A 21,077-nucleotide genomic window follows, 5' to 3' on the forward strand; every position below is an offset into this window, starting at 1 on the left:
GCATGTCAGACCTGTTAACTTTGGAAGAATACAAAGCGATTGCTGCAGAGCTGAATCCGCCTGCCATGAGCTTTATCAATGGTGGTTTTCGCCCAGCGCTATCGGGCAATACATTTGAAACTATCAACCCGGCGACCGGTGAGCTACTCGCTAATGTGGCTGCCTGTAATGCTGATGATGTTGATTTTGCTGTTAGCAAAGCGCGTGAAGCCTTTGAAGATGGCCGCTGGAGTAAGCTTCATCCGGTGGCACGTAAAGAAGTACTGATTAAACTCTGCAAGCTGGTAAAAGAGAACAGCCGTGAACTGGCGGTATTGGAAAGCTTGGACTCAGGTAAACCGATTGCTGATTGCGAAGGTATCGATATCCCTGAGTTTATCCATACGCTGACATGGCATGCTGAAGCGGCGGATAAAATTTATGACCAAACGGCACCGGTCGGTTCTGACGCCATCGCGATGATCGTACGTGAACCCGTCGGTGTAGTGGGGGCTGTATTGCCTTGGAACTTTCCTCTGCTCATGTTGGCGTGGAAGATTGCACCGGCGCTGGCGGCGGGTTGCACAATGGTGGTTAAACCTGCCGAGCAAACCTCACTCACGGCTTTGCGCATTGCTGAACTGGCGGCTGAAGCGGGCTTGCCTAAAGGTGTGTTAAACGTGATCACCGGTGGTGGCGCTGAAGTGGGTGAGCCTTTAGGTCTGCATATGGATGTGGACATGGTGACGTTTACCGGCTCCACCGTTACTGGACGTCGTTTCTTGCGTTATGCCGCGGACTCGAATCTCAAGAAAGTCGTATTGGAGTTGGGTGGCAAGAACCCATGCATCGTACTGGATGATGCCGAAGATCTGGACAAAGTGGCTGAGCAAGTGTGTGCAGCGGCTTTCTGGAACATGGGTGAAAACTGCTCTGCTGGTTCTCGTCTGATCGTTCAGGCCGGTGTAAAAGAGCAGCTATTGGAACGCATTAAAGCACATGCGCGTGATTGGAATACCGGTGATCCGCTGGACCCGACTAAGCAGTTAGGTGCAATGATCGATGCCGGACACTTTGCTAAAGTCAGCGGTTATCTGCATGAAGGAAAATCCGCAGGCCATGACGTGGTGTTGGGTGGCGAAACCATGGATGGCATCTTTATCCAACCCACTGTGTTTGATGGTGTCAGCAATGACGACAAACTCGCACAAGAAGAGATCTTTGGTCCAGTATTGTCGGTAATTACGGTTGCTAGTTATGACGAAGCGATTCAGGTTGCCAACGATACTGACTATGGTCTGGCGGCATCAGTATTCACGGCGAATGGTAAGAAAGCCCTGCGTGCTGCTCAAGCCATTAAGGCCGGTACTGTGACCGTAAACTGCTTCGGTGAAGGCGACATTACCACACCGTTTGGCGGCTATAAGCAGTCGGGCTTTGGTGGTCGTGATAACTCCATCCATGCCCATGATCAGTACACCGAGCTGAAAACAATCTGGGTCGACCTGAGTGATGATGCTGTTGACGGTTGCGTTGACTGAGTAAACATCAGTATTGAATCCGCATAGGTGCTAATGCAGGTACCTATGCGGTTCAGACAGGAACCGATTTATGAGTAAAAGTATTCACGTAAAGCGCTTGCCTAAGGACCCTGGGCCTGCAGCTTGGAATAGCATATTGCCAGCAGCGACTGAGTATCCTCAGCTTAACGATGATATTTCTGCAGACTGGGTCGTTGTCGGTGGTGGCTTTACTGGCCTCGCTGCGGCTCGTCGATTAAGCCAGCTGGTGGGTGATGAGTCGATTGTTTTGCTTGAAGCAAACAATCTGGCAGATGGGCCAGCAGGGCGTAACTCAGGTTTTATGATTGATCTTCCCCATGACCTGAATTCTGAGACCTATGCCGGTGCTCATGAGCAAGACTTGCAGCAGATTCGTTTGAATCGGGCGGCCATTGATTTTGCCCGTGATATGGCACAAGAGTATGGCATGAGTCGTGAGGTGTTTGACCCCTGTGGCAAAGTAACAGCTGCAGGGTCTAGCCGCGGTGAGGAGCATATAGAAAGCTACCGTAAGCACCTTGAAACGTTGGGTGAAACTTACAAGTTGATGAACACCAGCGAGATGAAAGACTGGACGGGTACTGAGTTCTATCGCCAAGGATTGTTTACGCCTGGTGCGGTAATGATTCAACCAGCAGCTTTTGTTCGTGAGGCCGCACAAGGTTTGAGTTCACAGGTAGTTTTCTTTGAGAAAAGTCCAGTCATTGGAATCGAAACCGGTGAAGTACACCGCCTGAATACGCCTAACGGTTCAGTCAGAGCGAAGAATGTGATTCTGGCCGTTAATGGGCATATCCAGTCGTTCGGGTTTTTTCCCCGCCAGTTGCTGCACGTGTTTACCTATGCATCGATGACTCGTGCCTTGAGCAGCACTGAAATAAAACAGCTTGGAGGTGTGAGTGATTGGGGGGTATTACCGGCAGATCCGATGGGAACAACCGTACGGCGAAGTTCTGATTTTATGGGTAGCGGGCACCGTGTGGTGGTTCGTAATCATGCAACGCTCAATCAGAATATGGAAGTAACCGAGCGCAATTTACGTAATGCGGCAAAATTACAGGACCGTTCTTTTGCTCGCCGTTTTCCTATGCTTAAGGGTGTCGATATTGAGCATCGCTGGGGTGGTAGGCTTTGTTTGTCTTGGAACTCGATGCCAGCGTTTGGTGAAGTAGAACAACGCATTTGGTCAGCGGCTTGCCAAAATGGCTTAGGTACTGTTAAAGGTACGCTGTCTGGCATGATGGCAGCAGAGCAGGCCGTATTAGGTCAGTCTGATCTGCTGAGTGAGTTTTTAGAGCATCAGGCACCTTCAAAATTACCGCCTGAGCCGTTCCTTTCATTAGGCGCCAACATGTCGATGAAATGGAAAGAGTGGCAGGCCGGAATCGAACTGTGATTGTGCGTTTTTTCAACTATTCTAGCTATTACGAATATTGCAGCTAATAAAAATAATTTGGGCAGATTGTTAAGGCTGCCAGGAGAGGCCGATGAGCGAATTTAATACCTCCGATTTCATGAACCCCATGATGACGCAAACCTGGTCAAATGGTCGCCATGAAGTGCGTTGTGTCAAAGTCATTGCCGAAACGCATGATGTCACTACTTTCACCTTTGGAATGAACCAACCGGTGTTGTTCTTTTTCAAACCGGGGCAATTTGTCACTTTGGAGCTAGAGATCGATGGTGAGCGAGTGATGCGCTCATATACCATTTCTAGCTCACCTTCGATTCCATATAGTTTTTCGATTACGGTAAAGCGCGTGGCTGGCGGTAAAGTATCAAACTGGCTGCATGATAACCTTAAGTCGGGTGATCAGGTCGCGGTTCATGGCCCCGTCGGGCAGTTTAACTGTATGGACTTTCCATCAGAAAAAATACTTCTTTTATCGGGCGGTGTGGGCATCACGCCGGTGATGTCGATGGCACGCTGGTGGTTTGATACCGACTCTGAAGTAGACATTGTTTTTGCTCATAGCGCTCGAAGCCCTAGGGATATAATTTATTCACGTGAGCTGGAATATATGTCGAGTCGAATCGATAATTTTCAGATGCATCTGATTTGTGAATCGACAGGGATTGGGCAAGCGTGGAATGGTTATCGTGGTTATCTTAACTATCACATGTTGAGTTTGATCGCCCCTGACTTTATGACACGAGAAGTGTTTTGTTGTGGTCCCGAGCCCTATATGAAAGCGGTTAAGTTGATGCTCCAGGGTGTTGGGTTTGATATGGATCGCTACCATGAAGAATCCTTTGGCGAGACACCGGTTAAGGATGTTGAGCTAGCAGAAAAACATGCTGATGCAGCAGAGGTTGAAAATTTACAACCCAAAGAGATGGTACAGGTCAGCTTTACCGACGCAGGCCAATCGGTTGCGGTAGCGCTGGGTACTAATTTAAATGAGGCGGCGAATGAGGCCGGAGTAAATATCTCTAAGGCATGTGGTGTGGGTATCTGTGGAGCTTGTCGAGTAAAAGTCATATCCGGTGATTTTGAAATGGCTCAAAATGGCGGTATTAGTGAGGAAGAGATCGAACAAGGCTATGTCTTATCTTGCTGTACGAATGTGATAGGCGATATAGAGATAGATTACTAACCTGTTTAGTTTTTGCTAGAAGGGGCAACGACTACTTTTATACAGGGCTGAGGCCCTGTTTTTTGTTAATGAAGTACGCTGTTTTTCGAGTAACTTATGCAACAGAAACTGAGAGGCCTACCGTCGTTGACTGCGTTGCGTACTTTTGAAGTGGCAGCACGCTATTGCAGCTTTAAACAAGCAGCTGAGGAGTTATGTGTTACTCAGGCTGCGGTAAGCCGACAAGTTAGGCAGCTGGAAACGCAATTAGATGTTGAGCTGTTTGTGCGTAGTCATCGAAGAGTCGATCTAACAGAGCAGGGCACTAAGCTGTTTCAGACAGTACATCGCTCGCTGGCAGATATAGCGGCTATCAGTTACGAAATGCAGTCAGGCCCTCGCCTAAATAATATTAACTTGTATGCCACCAGTTCATTTTCACGGCTGTGGCTGGTGCCACGTCTTAATCAGTTACGTAGGGCGCACTCACAGGTCCATCTACATCTGATCAGCGTGGAAGAAAACCCCGCGATGTCAGACAAGTTTGATGCGGGTATTACGCTTGGATTGGAGGATAACAACGCTTACCAGTCTGACTTTCTGTTTTCGGAGGATGTATTTCCTGTCTGTACGCAGGTATTTCTTGAGGCTAACCCAACAGCCAACTCTATAGAAGGGTTGATGCAACTACCGTTACTTGAGCTGGATGCTAAGTTTTGGAATGCAAAATGGTGGTCTGCAGTAGACTGGTCGTTTTGGTTCGATCAGCAAGGCTTGGACTGTGCTGATGTAAGCACTGATATCTCTTTCAGCCATTTTCCTATGCTATTGGATGCGGTATTGCAGGATGTAGGAGTGGGGCTTAGTTGGCAGCATCTGGTGCAGGATATGTTAGATGATGGGCGGCTTATTCAGCCGGTAATAGAACGTTATTCAGCACCGGAAAGAAAGCATTATTTTGTTTGTCGTAAAGACCTAGCAGAAAAACCAGAGATGAAGTTATTACGCGCCTGGCTGCTCGAACAAACGGCTATTTTTAGAATGTAATAGCTTATTTTAATAATATATATGGCTCGTTCGCTAGAAAAACCGCTAATGCTTATTACCGGTTTGTTGTTTGTACAGGTCAAAAAGGTAGAGGTAATTTGGCTGTTCTGCCGCCATCGATAACAAAATTTTGGCCGGTGATAAACCCTGCTTCCTCAGACACTAAAAAAGCGACCATGCTGCCTATATCAGAAGGCTCACCGGTTCGACCGACAGGATGCATCGCGCGTAGGTCTTGCTTGGCTTGCTGCGGATCATCTTGGGAATTAATGTAATCATTACTCAGGTCTGAGTTAATCCAGCCAGGGGCAATGGAGTTACAGCGGATGCCATCTTTACCTAGGTCAATGGCCAAGGCGCGAGTGAAACCGTGAACGCCAGCTTTTGAACCACAATAGGCAACATGGTAAGGGTTAGCGCCGATGCCTTCGATAGAACCAATATTGATGATGCTCGCATTACCTTTGGCACGCATCTGACTCAGCACCGCTTTAGCAAGAAACACCGGTGCCCGCATATTGACGATCATCATACGATCCCAATTTTCTTCGTCCATATCCTCTATATGTTGCTCGAACATAAAACCGGCATTGTTAACAAGAATGTCGGTGCCCCCAAGCTCTGCAGCAACTGATGCGATCTGATAGGGCGCTTCAATCTCGCTCAGGTCTGATTGAATATAAAAAACCTTGGCGTTACTTTGTAGCGCTTCATCAAGAGGTTGGCGTTGGGCTATTAATACCCGTGCTCCAGCGGCCAACAGTCTTTCGGTTATACCACGGCCGATACCACGGCCTCCGCCTGTGACAATGGCTAGCTTATCTTGTAGATTCATTATCAACCCTCACCCTGATACCGGTTTTGCACCGGTGACTTCTATGGTTTCACCAGCAATATAACGCGACTGATCTGATGCGAGAAAAGCGATTACATCGGCGATATCTTCAGGTTCGGCAATACGCCCAAGCGGTACTGTTTTGTTAAGCTCTTCCACGGCCTTATCAGGATCAAGACCGCGACGCTCAAACCCACTTCTAATCATCGGTGTATTGATCTCGTGGGGGCAGACTGCATTAACGCGTATTTTCATAGGCGCACAATCACGTCCCAGATTTTTAGTCAGTGCTGCAACGGCGCCCTTACTGGTGCAATAAGCAACGTGTGCAGGCCCAGGGTGAGTGCCCCAGACAGATGAGGTGTTAACGATTGCTCCACCACCGCGTTTTTCCATATATGGGATGGCTGCACGGCACAGGAAAAAGACGGCATTAAGGTTAACGTCCATCGCCAGAGACCACATGTCATCAGTAGTTTCTTCAATAGTGCCCCGTGGAATGACGCCAGCATTGTTAAGTAAAATGTCGATTCCACCAAAGGTCTCGATCGTCGCCTTGATCAGCTGCTCGCAATAACCCTTTTCACGTAGGTTACCAGCAAAAAAGGCGATGTCGGCTCCTGTTGCACGTGCCTCTTCAGCGACGTCCCGGCAGCCCGTTTCATCCATATCAGCAATCATGATACGTGCACCTTCGCTAGCAAAAAGTCTCACTAAAGTCCGGCCAACACCACCTGCACCGCCGGTGATAACGGCAATTTGATTTTCGAATCGCATTATTTTTATCCTTATCTAGCAAAATTGATCAGTGTTGATGTGACTGATGGTGCCGTAATAATAGGGAAGGCGACAAACGATCTTTTAGGCAGGTTTAGGTAACCTTAAGTTAAGTGAATGAGGTTTGATAGCAGGTGTGCCCACAGCGTGATAATCACGGAGTGGGCTAGATGTTTAGAAAGAGGTTAATTCAATTTCCATGTTTTACTTAAGGCGTTATTTATTGTTTATTTTGGTCAACTTTCTCGGCTAGAAGGCATAGCATTTCCCACATTAGGGTGGCGCCCACTAACGCAGTTGCACCACTTGCATCAAACGGCGGAGACACTTCTACTAGATCTGCACCGATAAGGTTTAATCCTCTTAGCCCACGAACCAGCAGCTGTGCTTCTACCGTTGTTAGGCCGCCGATTTCAGGAGTGCCGGTACCGGGGGCGAAAACTGGATCGAGACAGTCGACATCAAAGCTGATATAGGTTGCCTGATCACCGACAACATCGCGCGCAATTTCTAGTGCTTTTTTCACACCGAGTTCAGTGAACTCTTCCATGCGCATTACTCGAATACCTTGTTCTAGGCCCCAGTTATCGTCATTTTCGCTATACAGGCCACCTCTTATACCAATCTGAACGATTCGTTTTGGGTCAAGGATCCCCTCTTCGATAGCGCGTCGAAATGGCGTGCCATGGGTATACTTGCAGTCACCAAAATAACGATCCCACGTATCCGTATGTGCATCAAAATGAACCATGCCTAAAGGGCCATGCTTCTTGGCCAATGCACGTAATACTGGCAAGCTGACTAGGTGATCACCACCGGCACCGAGAGGCACAATATTTTGCTCAACCATCTCTGAGACAAACTGCTCAATCATGTCTAGCGTGGGCTCGATTTGTAGCGGATTAACCGGTGCGTCACCAAAGTCTGCACACTTAGCGAGTTTAAATGGGCTTAGATTAAGCACAGGGTGCACCTTACGCATAAGAGATGAGGCATCACGGATCTGTCGTGGGCCATGACGAGCACCGGCGCGATTAGTTGTACCGCCATCCCAAGGAATTCCGTATAGCCCGATATCGGCTTGAGGGGCTTGAGCGATGCTGTAATGGGGCAAGCGCATAAAAGTGGCTATACCCGCATAGCGAGGGACGGTTTCAGAAGCCAGAGGGCTAAAGCTAAGCTCTTGTGGGTGAGACATTTTGGTTCCTCAACTCATTTAGTAAAGATCTACTTTATGAATTGAGGTGTGTGCAATAAATGGCAAATGTTGCAGGTAAAGTTGCCTAAATCAGAAACTAACGAGGATCGTACTTTTTAAAGGCGTTAAGTAATGTTTTGCGCAGCATATTAGGGCGCGAATCACGCTGTACAATGACTTTAAATGGCACTTTATAATTGAGTGTTTGGGGGAGCAGAGCACGCATTAATTGTTTGTCACTCCAAAGTACTGCGTAATGCTTTGGCAAAAAACCAACATACTGGCCACTAAGAATTAGCGTAGCGATACCTTCTACCTGATAAGAGGTAGCACTGGCTTTCAACTGTGGGAACTGCTTTTTTAGCATAACGGAGTGGGTGTATCCCGGGGCAATAAAGTCATACTGGCTGACAGTATCTATATTGACTTGATCGTCTGGAACCTTGAACAAGGGGTGATTATGACCGCAGTAGAACAATGATGTTTCATTATATAAGTCATAGTATTCCAGCCCTGGCAGGTCGTGATGTTGGGGAATAATACCTATATTGAAGCGTCCTTCTATAACGGCTCGTTCGACCTCATTTGGAGCGGCAACTTGTAAGTTGATTTTCACCCCAGGTTCTTGCTGATGAAATGCCCCTAGAATCTCAACAACAGGCGAGTTTGGGTCGGTAAGCATATTGTCAGTAAGGCCCAGCGTCACTTCGCCAATCAGGTGGCTATGCAGGGCATTAACGTTAGCTCTAAATTTTTCTAGATCAAGGACCAGTTCCTGTATGGCTTCATAGACCAATCTGCCATGGTCAGTTAGCTGAAATCCAGAACGGCCACGTTGGCATAGGTTCATATCAAGCCGGGCTTCTAGGTCGGACATCTGGCGGCTGATAGCTGAGCGGCCAATGTTAAGCTCGACCTCTGCTGCTGAAAAGCCACCGCATTCAACAACGGTTTTAAAGATACGTAGTAGCTTTAGATCGATATCTGCAATTTGGCCGGACAGGCTGGAGCGTTTCATAGAAAGGGCATCTGGATAATGGTACAAGCAAGGTTAACCGAAAAAAGCCCTGCAAGCATAGCTGGCAAGGCAATCCAGAAGTACTTAATAGCTAGATTACACTTCGCTACGGCCAAGCAAACGAAGAATGCGATTAAGCTTATCTTTACCGCCAATACTCTCATAGTGTTTTGGCCATACAGCTGTTGTGGCTTTCTCTATCCACTCTTTTTCGCCATTTGCTGGATCGGTAATTATCATGCCTTTCTCAACCAATCGCTGTTTGATCCGTGCTTCATTTGCTGTAAGGAACTCTGCACTGTGCTTGGAGGCTGTTTCGCCTGCTTTAATAATAGCCTGCTGAACCTTAGGTGTTTGAGCCTGAAAAATGCTTTCACTCATAATTAAAGGTTCAATAGAAAAGATATAACGGATATTTGTTACATACTTTTGTACCGTATCGAACTTCATCGCATCTACTGTCACATAGGGGTTATCTTGCCCATCAACAACGCCTTGCTGCAGTGCTGTGAAGGTTTCAGCCCAAGACATAGGTGTAGGGTTACCTCCCCATGCTTTATAGGTATCGATCATAATTTCATTTTTGGGTACCCGCACGATAACCTGCTGCAGGTCTTCTAAGGTTTCAATTGGTTGTTTGGAGTTTGTTAGTACTCTAAACCCTGTATACGCCCATCCAACAATCCGCACGCCGGCATCATTTACGGTGTTTTCAATTAGCTCAGCGCCGACTTCTCCTTGAGTAAGTAGTTCAGCTTCTTCAAGACTTTGAATTACATAAGGTAAGGTGAAAACACCAACGCTAGGGGAGAAGGGCGTAACGTTATTAATAGCAAGAATAGAGAAGTCGAGTGTGCCAAGGCCAGTTTCAACAACGGTATCCTGCTCGCTACCCAGTTGGCTATTCATGAACAGGTGCCCACTGAACTCGCCGTTTGTATTGGCTTCTAGTTGCTCAACAAACTTCAAACCAAATGCATGTTGTGAGCTGCCTTCAGAATCGCCACCTGCAATCTTCCACGCTGTTGCAGCAAAACCGCTGCTGCTACCAAGCAGTATTGCAGTGGTTAAGGATATCGCTATGGCATTATTATTTTTATACTTCATATCAACCTCAGAGTAATTTTATTATCACCAGAGACCTGTAGCGGAATAGCCGCCTTGTCTGACAAGTCTGAAACCATCCTGCGCTAAATACTCGAGTGATTAAATGCAAACGTTTTATTGTTTAGTTGCTGTAATTGGAAACAATGATGTGAATACAGGCCTGGCTCGGAGTTTAGCGCTATAGACAGAGCAAAAAACGTAGATGTAGCAAGCAAGTACTCGTGTAGATGGCTGTTATGATGTGCTTTGTGATGACCGCTGTCGCGGCCATTACTAATTATTAAATTTTCATAGTTTCGAAGCGGCTCGTATTGCTTGAGTTTTTCCATTGTAGCCCCATGAATTGGCCGGTATTTCATCAACTACTACATAGCAAGCTTCTTGTATTGTGCCAATTTCATCTCGTAACATTTTTATTGTTTCGGAAATCATATTGGTTTTTTCTTCTGAGGTATTGGTCCCTGCTGTAACCTTAATATCTACATATGCACAAATAGGGTTTTCTGGATTTAAGGCTACAGAGTTAATTGCCCATTGTTGTGGGCTATCTTCTTGTATATGCACCGCGGTTACTTCTTGACGTTTTCCCATAATGGTATTCATGAGTAAGGTTGTTTTTTGCTGAAGTTTACCTCTTTGTTCGTTATCTAATGTAGTACCTAGGCGTATGTTAATGTATGGCATTTTTTGTAGTCCTATTTTTTATTAATGTTGTTATGTAAATGGTTGTATATACAACTATATGTGTGAAAAAATTACTTTTCCTCCACAATGTTTTGTATTTTTCTTAGATTAGATACCGTTTGGGAAAGGTCATCTTGGCCGATGATGCTACTCATCAGTTTAGATAAGTTTTTGCCCGTTTGATCTAGTTCATCATGAATTTCAATAGCTGCTTTTGTTGGGTAAATCTGAATTTCTCTGCCATCTTGGGCTGTCATTTTTCGTATCAGAAACCCGCGTTTCACTAAGCTGTCTAGGAAACGAGTTACTGTAGACCGAGAAAGGCTGAGTTCTTTTGCTAATTCGCGAGGCATTAAACCTGGCTTTGAAAGAACTGCACGCAACAAAAAGGCATGAGAGGGCGACAAATCCAAAGGTTTGTACGCCTCAGTCCAAATACGGGTTACAGTTCGTGCCAAAGCATTACTGTTAAAATATAAGCATTCTTCAAACATGCGTATAAGGCTAATTTAATATAATTGTATATGCAACTACTATTTGTAAGTAGGTTTAACTCAAGGTGTTGTCTCAGCGCTCTTTTTGTTGTTGTGTTCATGTCGGATTCGCATTCAAAGAGCATTCAATCATGAGTTTAAAGCAGCTTGATATTAGGAGGTGGACTTTCCATTTAATTCGTTGATTTTTAATCAAGTAATTTATTATTCAGCTTAAAAATGCATTGAAATAAGTGCTTTAGTATAGTGCTTTCTTGTGAGCAATTTATTGTCGCTATCTGTAGGTTCTTGCGCTGCTGATTTTGTTTAAGCGATCGTTAATTCTGAGACAGAAAATAAGCAGTTACAAAACAATCATTTTTTAAGGTATATAAGAATGACAATAAATTATCAGGTCATTGATCAGCACCAATTAGCGTTTGAATACCTCGATACGCTTCAGGCATTGATGGAAAAAGTCATCAATCAAAACGCCGCGCCTTATTTGTATCCACCAGAAGCGGGTTTTTTTGAACGAATACTAGGGGGTGGATTCGTTAAAGTGATAGCGCTAGATGCAGGCCGGCTCGTAGGGTTTTCAGTACTAAGACTGTTGGATGCTTGGCCTAGTTACCTGAAAGAGCAATCATTACCCGCCGAACAAAGTGCAATGATTTTTTTTACTGTAGTAGACCCTGACTATCGTGGCCAAGGTATAAATAAAAATATGTCCCAACTTAGAATCGAATCAGCACAACAAGCAGGCATTAAATATTTGATATCAACTGTCCATCCTGATAACCATCCCAGTATGCGAAGCCTTAAAGCCATCGGCATGAGGCAAATAGCTCAGAGGCCGATGTTTCAAGAGCAGTTATTACGCAACGTCATGTTTAAAGAGATTTAGGCCACAGTCGTTCTTTTGTTGTGGTCGTATTCTTGTATGTAAGCCATTGCCTTTTCTTCTATCAGTGCAGGGAGTGTTAGCTTGTACCTTTTGGCTGCACAGTAAATTACCAAATAAATTAGAGTGTCGAAGGCTTCTTGTTGGCCTACATATGAAAGTTGGGTGATGATTTGCCAAACAGTGACACTATCGGGGAACTCTAATCCGGGTAAGCCATTCACATCAAAAACTTTGAGCTGTCCTGACTCGTCTAAACGGCAGTCCATACGAGTGACATCACGTATATTTAAGGCTTTACATACAGATAACGCGAGGGCTGGAATTTGCGCCAAAATGTGTGCTTCGGTCACCATACTCATTCGCTTACTACCACCCCAGTCTTGCAGTCTATCGGTGCGGTCGAGCACTGATTCGGCCCCATTGTGATTGTCGGCTGTATAATAAGTTGATAGCAGTAGCTGCTCTTCGCCGCTATCAAATACTGCGACTGTTATATCATTGCCAGGTAAAAACTCTTCAACCATTACCGGATAGCCAAAATCCGCGCCCATTTGAGTTATTTTCGACGTTAGTGAGTTGATATCTTTAACGATGCAATCTTGGCTAATACCAACACTAGATGACAATGCATCGGGTTTAACGAATAGCGGGAAGCTCATAGAGCGGGCGACAATGATGCTATCAAGCTCGGCCAACATAGGCTCACTGATTGAGGCAAAAGCAGGAATCGGTATATTGGCCTTTTCTAAAATAGATTGGCAATTATGTTTAAGCAATACATCACTTAAGGCTTGCCTGTCTGAACCGATAAAAGGCAGATTATGTTGATTCAATACATCAGCTAACCAAAAACAATGATCGCTATTAGCCGCTTCTTTTACTTTATATGCGTTAGCCCAAATGAGGCAGGGCTTTTGTTTGATTATATCAATGGCATCAAGTAGCGATTGTCGGCTATCGACTTCATACACATCGACGGTCGCACCTGCGCGTCGCAAAGAATTTAATACGGGTTGTTGGGTTTTGGGTGTTATAGCCCAGCCTAAAGGCCAAAAGCCAGTGCTGTTGATGATAGTAATGTTCACTGCACGTTCCTTGATATCTATCGGTAGATCCATTATTAAAATATAAAATCAGTTACATTTTAGGGTGTTTGTTTTTCCAATTTTGTAAGTATGACCTTTGCCAGTGTGCAATTATGTTACACACCTGTTTTGGTCGATTTTTTGTATAGCTCCCGTGTTAAGTCATGACACTGCTTTCATTCACGTGATGATCAGGCAGAGCAAAGTGAAATTCAGTGCTTTCCTATTACTTCACGTTTACGAGCCTTTTGCAAAAGCGCGCATTATCAACAAACAGACTTATACCTAAGCTGAACCAAAATGGTGACTTTTTTAACTCGCTATGATGGTTTAATATTTGAATTTAAACGTTTTTATATTTCTTGTTAGTTTTCAATATATGTTTGGTTTTTTGAAGTATCGGGGGGCTGTGAATACAGAATTGAGTCTTGAAAGGCTTTAAAAAGGCAGGCCCGTATAAACTTATTAAAAGTCCATACAGGCCTGATTTCTAAAGTGTCATGGAGAGTGCGGCGAGCCACGTGTTACTGCTTATCGCTTCCTTCATTCTTTACTTCGTGATACCAAAGGTCATGATGTTGCTTAGCCCATGTTTCATCAACATGGCCGCTTTTCATGCCCTCGAGTGCGCCTTCAGTACCGGCGGTACCGATGTAGATATGGCCGAACGAAGCGGCTATCAATAGCAGTGATACGGAGCCATGAATTAGGTTCGCAAGTTGCATTGTTTCGCGGGATTGGTCAAAGTTTGGGAAATCCATGACTAATCCGCTAATACAAACAACCAGGCCGGCTATTGTTAGCACCCAAAACCATGCTTTTTCACCACCGTTCATGTAGCCCGCGCTAGGGTGGGTTTTGCCGACCATGCCGCCGCCTTGCATAAACCATTTGATATCAGTGCTGTTAAAGAAGTTATGCTTCATCCATTTGATGATCATGACTAATAACGCCACTACAAATATAGGCCCTAAGTAGTTGTGAGCTAGCTTACAGGCTGTGGCGTAGTTGCCCCAAAGCGAATCGCCTAATGCGGCGCGTAGGAAGAACTTCCCGTAGAGCAGGGTTAAGCCCGAAATGGCCAAGATGATAAACAGTGTGGCAACCGTCCAATGCATGGCGCGATCAAAACGCTTCCAACGCTCAACTGTGCTACCCGTACGGGGGGAGTCAAGCTTATTTTGTCCCACCAGAATATAAAACAAAAGCAGTACGGCAAGCGTGCCGCCCATAGCATAGGCGCCTGCTGGTGTTACCCATTGGTTACGCCATTGCCGCCACTCTTCACCTTGCACATTGATGAGCTGATTGGCTTCTCTTGTTTGTGATTGTGTTTGTCCTGCTTCACCTTGTTGTATGGCTCTCCAGTATTCAGGGCCTGCAAAGCTCGCGACTTTTCTTTCAGCGGGCCTCGCTTCTGAAGAGTTGGATGCTTGTGTTAGCCCAGAGAACAGCAGCGTGAATGCTAATGTGAGTGCCAGCAAGGGCAGCAGTAAGGTATGAAATGGCAGTGTAACACTGGGCCATTTATGTGGAATCATAGATCCCCCTAATAATAAGGCGCCGGAGTGTTCCGGCGCGTTAAGGGTTAAGAGCTAAAGTTTAGGCTTTAGGTTGCGTCGCATCATAAGCCAAGTCTGTTTCGTTCTGAAGTGTTGTTTGTGCCCACGCACCATCATTGTGACCTCGGTAGATCACACGCTCACGGAAGATATCAGACACTTCGGCAGCATCACCTGCCAACAGTGCTTTGGTGGAGCACATTTCAGCACACATGGGCAGCTTGCCTTCGGCAATACGGTTGGCACCGTATTTGGCTTTTTCTTCTGGGCTGTTGTCCTCTTCAGGGCCGCCTGCACAGAAAGTACACTTATCCATTTTCCCACGTTCACCAAAAGCAGCATCGCTCGGGAATTGTGGCGCTCCAAATGGGCAGGCAAATAAGCAGTAGCCACAGCCGATGCAACCATCTTTATTGTGTAGCACGATGCCATCTTCCGTTTGATAAAAAACGTCAGTAGGGCAGACGGCCATACAAGGCGCGTCTGTGCAGTGCATACACGCAACCGAGATGGAGGTTTCACCGGGTTCGCCGTCATTAATAGTGACGACACGGCGGCGCTGGATGCCCCACTCAACGTTGTTCTCATTTTTACAAGCGGTGACACAGCCGTTGCACTCGATGCAGCGCTTAGAGTCACAGAGGAATTTCATTTTAGCCATAATCTGTTACCCCTTATGCGGTAGCTTTATTGATACGACACAAGGTAACTTTCGTTTCCTGCATCTGAGTGACTGGGTCATAACCGTATGTGGTGGCTGTATTGGCCGCCTCACCGGTCACATAAGGTGCAGCACCTTTAGGGTATTTATCGGTGAGATCTTTACCCTGGAAGTGGCCACCGAAGTGGAACGGCATAAACACCACACCTTCATCAACACGACGAGTGACTAATGCTTTAACGCGAACCTTGCCGCCTTCAGCACCTTCAACCCATACATCGTCACCATCACGAAAGCCCATGTTGTTCGCATCAACAGGGTTTACTTCAACAAACATCTCTTGTTGAAGCTCCGCTAACCACGGGTTAGAGCGTGTTTCTTCACCACCGCCTTCATACTCAACTAAGCGGCCAGATGTGAGAATAATGGGATACTCTTTAGAAAGATCCTTGTCTTGAATTGATTTGTACAGCGTTGGTAGGCGGTACATGGATTCAGAGTCGTCCCATGTTGGGTATTTGCTGACTAGGTCACGGCGTGGTGTATAGAGTGGCTCACGATGAAGTGGCACTTTATCGGGGAAGGTCCATACCACGGCACGTGCTTTAGCATTACCGAAAGGTGAGCAGCCATGCTTGATAGCGACACGCTGAATACCGCCTGATAGATCGGTTTTCCAGTTTTTACCTTCAGCTTGGGCTTTTTCCTCTGCAGTTAAGTCATTCCACCAGCCCAGTTTTTTCAGCAGTTTATCGCTAAATTCTGGATAGCCATCTCTGATATCTGAATCTTTAGAGAATGAGTTCTCAGCGAGTAGGTTTTGACCTTCGCGCTCTACACCAAAACGGGCACGGAAGGTTAATCCACCTTCAGCGACAGGCTTACTGGTATCGTACAAGATTGGTGTACCTGGGTGCCCTTGCTCCGCGGTTCCCCAGCATGGCCACGGCATACCGTAGTATTCACCGGATATAGGGCCGCCTTCACCTTTCAGTGTATCGTAATTGAAGGTGTGCCAGTTTTTCTGGTGCAGCTTCAAACGCTCAGGGCTTTGACCGGTGTAACCGATTGTCCACATACCCTTGTTGATTTCGCGGGTAATGTCTTCGATGACCGGTTGGCCGTTTTTAATCTCGATATTCTTGAAAAGCTCTTCACCAAAACCTAATTTGTTAGCGAACAAGTTCATGATCTCGTGATCAGGTTTCGACTCGAACAGTGGCTCAATGACTTGGTCACGCCATTGAATTGATCTGTTGGAGGCAGTCACTGAGCCGGATGTCTCAAACTGAGTACAGGCGGGTAACAGATATACACCATCTTTACGATCAGACATTACCGCCGCGTGTGTTGGGTAAGGGTCAACAATCACCAGCGTATCGAGTTTCTCGATCGCTTTTTTCATCTCTACACCGCGTGTCTGAGAGTTGACGGCGTGGCCCCAGCATACCATGACACGCAGGTTATCTTTTTGGTCGATCTGCGCTTTATCTTCAAGCACACCATCAATCCAGCGAGAAACAGGAATACCCTTGTTATTGATAGGCTTTAGTTTGCGATAAACTTTTTGATCGAAGCGGTTTTGAAGCCACTCTAGATCGACATCCCACACTTTAGACCAATGCTTCCAAGCGCCATCAGATAATCCGTAGTAGCCAGGTAGTGTATGCGACAAAATGCCTAAGTCGGTCGCGCCCTGTACGTTATCATGGCCACGGAAGATGTTAGTACCGCCACCCGATTTACCCATGTTGCCTAAAGCCAACATCAGGATGCAGTAAGCACGCGTGTTGTTGTTACCCGTGGTGTGCTGGGTTCCTCCCATACACCAGATAATCGTACCCGGGCGGTTTTCAGCTAGCTCTTTAGCGGCGCGGCGCATTTGATCGCCTTTAACACCGGAAACATTTTCAACCTCTTCCGGTGTCCATTTACTGACCTCTTCACGTACTTCTTCCATGCCATAAACACGCTGTTGGATGAACTGATCATCTTCCCAGCCGTTTTCAAAAATATGCCACAACAGGCCCCAGACAAACGCAACATCAGAACCCGGACGAATACGAATATATTCATTAGCGTGAGCAGCTGTTCGGGTGAAGCGCGGATCAACACAGATGATGTGTGCTTTATTACGCTCTTTAGCACGCAGAATATGCTGCATCGCTACGGGGTGAGCTTCTGCAGGGTTGGAACCAATAAGAATAATCGATTTAGAAAAATGGATGTCATTGAACGAGTTGGTCATCGCTCCATAACCCCAGGTGTTTGCAACACCGGCTACGGTAGTTGAGTGGCAAATACGCGCTTGATGGTCGACGTTATTGGTACCCCAAAGAGCCGCGTATTTACGGAATAGATAAGCCTGCTCATTGCTGAATTTTGCTGAGCCAAGCCAGTAAACTGAATCTGGACCAGACTCTTGGCGAACTTGCAGCATTTTGTCGCCGACTTCATCGATAGCTTGCTCCCATGAGAGCTTTTTCCATTGGCCATCTACCAGCTTCATTGGGTATTTTAAACGACGGTCACCGTGGCCGTGTTCTCGTACGGCTGCGCCTTTAGCGCAATGAGCACCTAAATTAAACGGGTGATCAAAAGCAGGTTCTTGGCCTGTCCAAATACCATTTTGTACTTCGGCATAAACACCGCAACCAACTGAGCAATGAGTACAGATCGTACGTTTTACTTCTGTTGGTGCTCCTGTGGGTACGATGGCTGCTTGTGCTTGCTGCATCATGCCGGGTGCCATCATGCCTGCTGTTGCTACACCACCGGCAGCGATACCAGAGTTTTGCAAGAAGCGCCGACGACTCAGGCCTAGTCCCGATGTATTGGACGTAGCGGACGGCTGATCAGATTTTTTTGTTAGTCTCATATTCTCAGATCCTCACCTGTTCGTATTATTAGTTACGTAATGTGTCGTAATAACTACGAACATGTTCCGTTTCTTGGTAACCAGAACTTTTAGTTTCTTCTTCTGTTTCTGCGGTTACTTGTGCATTAACGGTGCCGGTAACGGCAACAGCGCCAACGGCTGTTCCTGCTAGTCCCAGTGTTTTCAGAAACCCGCGACGCCCTGTATCAGGCTTTTCTTGCTGGCTCATAATTTATCTCCGCTCTGTAAGTCGCTTAGTGGTTAAGCATCCTGTTTTTATTGTTGTCCGCTCTCACGTGCGGCAGGTGATAACTGCAGGAACCAGTTATCTTCCTGTTGCATAAAAGCGGTGCCTAACAAGCCGGCAGCGGTGTAAAACACAGCGTTATCCGCATTCTGCAAATCTGTAAAAAACTTAGTAGCCCAGCTTTGTAAATGTTGCTGCCAAAACTGGTGTTGTGCTGTATAGCCATGGCCGTTAGTGATGAGTAAGCTCATTACTTCGCACAGCGCTGCAATGTGATCTTCCGGTTCTTTAACGCTGGGTTGGCGCTCAAAACCGAGTCGGTTTAAGTCTTCGCGTAGTAAAACGAGAGGCTTTTCCATGAGTGACCCGGTTAAGTACCAACAGGCAAAAGGCATAAGCTCACCACGACCAACGCCAATAAAAAGGTGATGGTATTCATTATCAAGCTGTTGGGGTCGGCTATGTTTAGCGGCCAGTGCTAACGTGCTCCAGCCGCGCGCCATGGGTGTGTCTTCGTCTTGATCAGATTCAAGGCTTGCTAGCCACTCGAGCAGATCGCCGTTTGGTGCTTGGCGCAACAGCGTGGCGAGCAGGGCGTAGATGTCGGCTCTTAACTGGTCGGTTTCCTGCAGAGCAGGAGTCGCGTTAATCATATTCATGGTCTCTGACTCCTTAATCTTACAGTTCAAGTTGCTTTTCAGGGTGTTGTGTTAGGTCGACATAAATGTCTTGAACCCGGCAGTCCTCGCACATTTTTAGTCGGTTAATAGCCTCCCCCTGAAACATGCGGTGTTCACTCAGCTTATCGAGCATTTTTTCGACAGTACGTTTGGGTGCAAAAGGCTTACTGCACGTGATGCACTCAAAAGCTTCATCTGTATGGATCTCGATAGCGTGCTTACGTGTATCCGAAAGCAACAGGCGTGGCTCTAAGGTGATGGCATTTTCGGGGCAGGCGCGCTCGCACAGGTTGCACTGAACACAGTTTTTTTCAGTAAAATTAAGCGCCGGCTTTTCCCCTCCACTGGTCAGGGCCTGCGTCGGGCAGACCGCAACACAGGACAAGCATAATGTGCAGCTTGAGGAGTCGATGGAGACTTGGCCAAAAGGAGAACCCGCCGGCAGGGTGAGGTGTTCGGGTAGTGCTTGAGGTGCGTTTTCAGCTAGGTGACCTAGCGCAGCAAACAGTGTGTCGCGTTTGTTCTCATGTGAAGTGTTGAAAGCCGCTGGTACTGCTTGCTGGGTAAGCAGGCCATTCAATTGTTCTGGCAAGTCTGTACTCAGCTGCTCACGACCAATCACTTGGACTTGAGAAGGCTGGTAGCCCAAACCGCTTAACATGGTTTGCGTGAGTTTTACTTCGCGGTTAAGCAGTGTGTGAATGGATTCAGGTACAGCCGGTGTATCTAACAACAATATATGGCTAGTGCCTGCGGCCAATGCTGCAAGCCATATTTCTTGGCCTGCTGAGGTTATTTCTTCTAGTTCAATGGGTATAAGGTTACTAGGTAGCTGTGGCAGCAACTCAGTGACTATCTGTTGGCCTTGTTCGTGATCATGAAGTAATAGGGCAGGTTGCGTGCCGCCAGCTTCTTGGTAAGCCAGTAAAAGTTTTTGAATATAGTCTAGTAAGCGAGCTGGTTGTGGGAGTGTGTATGTGATTGCACCGGTTGGGCACGCGGTTGTACATCCTCCTGCACCGTGGCAAATGTGCGGGTCAATATTGATGATATCTTTTATCGAGCTAATAGCGTTTGCTGGGCATACATCTAAGCAGCGAGTACATCCGGTTTGCCCTCGGCTTGAGTGCGCACAAATGTCATTATTGATCTGAAAGTAGCGTGGTTTTTCAAATTTGCCAATGTATTCAGGAAGCTGCTGTATTACTTCACTGAAGTTATCTGCATGAGGTGATATATGGAAATAACCGGCAGGTGCCAGTTCAGCATTTACAAATAATGACTCTTTGCCCACGTTTAGAACTAAATCAAAGGTAGCGCGGTTTTGAGTGAGTTTGGCAAGTTCAATCGATTGTTCTTCATGATGAACAATGACTTGGAACTGGCCTAAAAAGCCTTTAATACCTTCTATTTTTGTTTGGTAGGCGGGTAGGTTTGCTGCCGCGGCTAATGCCTGTTCTAAATGCGTCGTGTCGGTATTTTGTATTGCTTCGGTACACAATAGGGTGATGCTGGCCATCTCTTGTAGCTGTTCGGCTGCAAGACGGATCATATCTTCTGGGCCAGTAATTAACAGGTGCCCTTGGGTGCTAAAGCTCACCGTGGCAGGTGCTAAATTGTGTGGCGGCGTGACACGCGCTTGCGCTGTTTGGCGTGCGGTTTGCTGTGTCAGACTGTTCAAGGGTTGCTCGTTTGTCATTTAATACCTCACCTGACCACTGACAACATGTGCAACCTTTAGCGGTTACGGACAGTCCGTCTTTGGTATCGGCGGCTGCTTATTATTCATGTTGTTAGGGTT

Annotated in this window: 19 protein-coding genes; 5 read left to right on the top strand and 14 right to left on the bottom strand. The window is 46.5% G+C overall.

What is annotated here, in order from left to right; genetic code table 11:
- Positions 1 to 2: 2 nt before the first annotated feature.
- From G511_RS0106340 to G511_RS0106355, 4 genes are all read left to right on the top strand, one after another.
- Complete coding sequence (locus tag G511_RS0106340) at positions 3 to 1,520, top strand: aldehyde dehydrogenase (RefSeq protein ID WP_028468897.1); 1,518 nt, start codon at positions 3 to 5, stop codon at positions 1,518 to 1,520.
- Between the two features lie 70 nt (positions 1,521 to 1,590).
- Positions 1,591 to 2,937, top strand: a complete 1,347-nt coding sequence (locus G511_RS0106345; RefSeq protein WP_028468898.1) for an NAD(P)/FAD-dependent oxidoreductase — start codon at positions 1,591 to 1,593, stop codon at positions 2,935 to 2,937.
- 91 nt (positions 2,938 to 3,028) lie between these two features.
- Positions 3,029 to 4,138 carry an FAD-binding oxidoreductase gene (locus tag G511_RS0106350; RefSeq protein WP_028468899.1) on the top strand — a complete coding sequence of 370 codons (1,110 nt, stop codon included), beginning with the start codon at positions 3,029 to 3,031 and terminating at the stop codon, positions 4,136 to 4,138.
- 96 nt (positions 4,139 to 4,234) lie between these two features.
- The gene (locus tag G511_RS0106355) at positions 4,235 to 5,164 is read left to right on the top strand and encodes a LysR substrate-binding domain-containing protein (RefSeq protein WP_028468900.1); all 930 of its coding nucleotides are present in this window, start codon (positions 4,235 to 4,237) and stop codon (positions 5,162 to 5,164) included.
- A gap of 79 nt (positions 5,165 to 5,243) precedes the next feature.
- On the opposite strand, the gene G511_RS0106360 is transcribed toward G511_RS0106355, so the two are convergent.
- The 7 genes from G511_RS0106360 to G511_RS0106390 form a co-directional block, all read right to left on the bottom strand.
- Positions 5,244 to 5,999 (bottom strand): SDR family NAD(P)-dependent oxidoreductase, encoded by a 756-nt coding sequence (locus G511_RS0106360; protein ID WP_028468901.1) that lies wholly within the window; start codon positions 5,997 to 5,999, stop codon positions 5,244 to 5,246.
- Positions 6,000 to 6,008: 9 nt separating this feature from the next.
- Positions 6,009 to 6,776, bottom strand: coding sequence for an SDR family NAD(P)-dependent oxidoreductase (locus G511_RS0106365; RefSeq protein WP_028468902.1), 768 nt, complete (start codon positions 6,774 to 6,776; stop codon positions 6,009 to 6,011).
- A gap of 220 nt (positions 6,777 to 6,996) precedes the next feature.
- Positions 6,997 to 7,974, bottom strand: a complete 978-nt coding sequence (speB, locus tag G511_RS0106370) for an agmatinase (protein ID WP_028468903.1) — start codon at positions 7,972 to 7,974, stop codon at positions 6,997 to 6,999.
- Between the two features lie 97 nt (positions 7,975 to 8,071).
- Positions 8,072 to 8,992: a LysR family transcriptional regulator gene (locus tag G511_RS0106375; protein WP_028468904.1), complete on the bottom strand. Its 921-nt coding sequence runs from the start codon at positions 8,990 to 8,992 to the stop codon at positions 8,072 to 8,074.
- Between the two features lie 96 nt (positions 8,993 to 9,088).
- Complete coding sequence (locus G511_RS0106380; protein ID WP_028468905.1) at positions 9,089 to 10,099, bottom strand: TRAP transporter substrate-binding protein; 1,011 nt, start codon at positions 10,097 to 10,099, stop codon at positions 9,089 to 9,091.
- Positions 10,100 to 10,387: 288 nt separating this feature from the next.
- Positions 10,388 to 10,783 carry a tautomerase family protein gene (locus G511_RS0106385; protein ID WP_028468906.1) on the bottom strand — a complete coding sequence of 132 codons (396 nt, stop codon included), beginning with the start codon at positions 10,781 to 10,783 and terminating at the stop codon, positions 10,388 to 10,390.
- Positions 10,784 to 10,854: 71 nt separating this feature from the next.
- On the bottom strand, positions 10,855 to 11,277 hold the full coding sequence (locus tag G511_RS0106390; protein ID WP_028468907.1) for a MarR family winged helix-turn-helix transcriptional regulator: 423 nt from the start codon (positions 11,275 to 11,277) through the stop codon (positions 10,855 to 10,857).
- A 376-nt stretch (positions 11,278 to 11,653) separates the two neighbouring features.
- Between G511_RS0106390 and G511_RS0106395 the strand changes: the two genes are divergently transcribed.
- Positions 11,654 to 12,163: a GNAT family N-acetyltransferase gene (locus tag G511_RS0106395; protein WP_028468908.1), complete on the top strand. Its 510-nt coding sequence runs from the start codon at positions 11,654 to 11,656 to the stop codon at positions 12,161 to 12,163.
- On the opposite strand, the gene G511_RS0106400 is transcribed toward G511_RS0106395, so the two are convergent.
- From G511_RS0106400 to G511_RS0106430, 7 genes are all read right to left on the bottom strand, one after another.
- The gene (locus G511_RS0106400; protein ID WP_028468909.1) at positions 12,160 to 13,248 is read right to left on the bottom strand and encodes a D-alanine--D-alanine ligase family protein; all 1,089 of its coding nucleotides are present in this window, start codon (positions 13,246 to 13,248) and stop codon (positions 12,160 to 12,162) included. The two genes, G511_RS0106395 and G511_RS0106400, sit on opposite strands and share 4 nt — an antisense overlap.
- A gap of 524 nt (positions 13,249 to 13,772) precedes the next feature.
- Positions 13,773 to 14,789: a formate dehydrogenase subunit gamma gene (locus tag G511_RS0106405; protein WP_036551460.1), complete on the bottom strand. Its 1,017-nt coding sequence runs from the start codon at positions 14,787 to 14,789 to the stop codon at positions 13,773 to 13,775.
- Between the two features lie 61 nt (positions 14,790 to 14,850).
- Positions 14,851 to 15,471: a formate dehydrogenase FDH3 subunit beta gene (gene fdh3B / locus G511_RS0106410; protein ID WP_028468911.1), complete on the bottom strand. Its 621-nt coding sequence runs from the start codon at positions 15,469 to 15,471 to the stop codon at positions 14,851 to 14,853.
- A 13-nt stretch (positions 15,472 to 15,484) separates the two neighbouring features.
- Positions 15,485 to 18,349, bottom strand: a complete 2,865-nt coding sequence (locus tag G511_RS0106415) for a formate dehydrogenase subunit alpha (RefSeq protein WP_028468912.1) — start codon at positions 18,347 to 18,349, stop codon at positions 15,485 to 15,487.
- A gap of 28 nt (positions 18,350 to 18,377) precedes the next feature.
- A complete protein-coding gene (locus G511_RS0106420) occupies positions 18,378 to 18,578 on the bottom strand; it encodes a twin-arginine translocation signal domain-containing protein (RefSeq protein WP_028468913.1) in 201 nt (66 codons plus the stop codon).
- Between the two features lie 47 nt (positions 18,579 to 18,625).
- Positions 18,626 to 19,255, bottom strand: a complete 630-nt coding sequence (locus tag G511_RS0106425; RefSeq protein WP_028468914.1) for a TorD/DmsD family molecular chaperone — start codon at positions 19,253 to 19,255, stop codon at positions 18,626 to 18,628.
- A gap of 19 nt (positions 19,256 to 19,274) precedes the next feature.
- Complete coding sequence (locus G511_RS0106430; RefSeq protein WP_028468915.1) at positions 19,275 to 20,975, bottom strand: 4Fe-4S binding protein; 1,701 nt, start codon at positions 20,973 to 20,975, stop codon at positions 19,275 to 19,277.
- Positions 20,976 to 21,077: the final 102 nt, after the last annotated feature.

Origin of the sequence: Neptunomonas japonica DSM 18939 (genome assembly GCF_000422765.1) — a bacterium.
GTDB classification, from domain to species: Bacteria; Pseudomonadota; Gammaproteobacteria; order Pseudomonadales; family Balneatricaceae; genus Neptunomonas; species Neptunomonas japonica.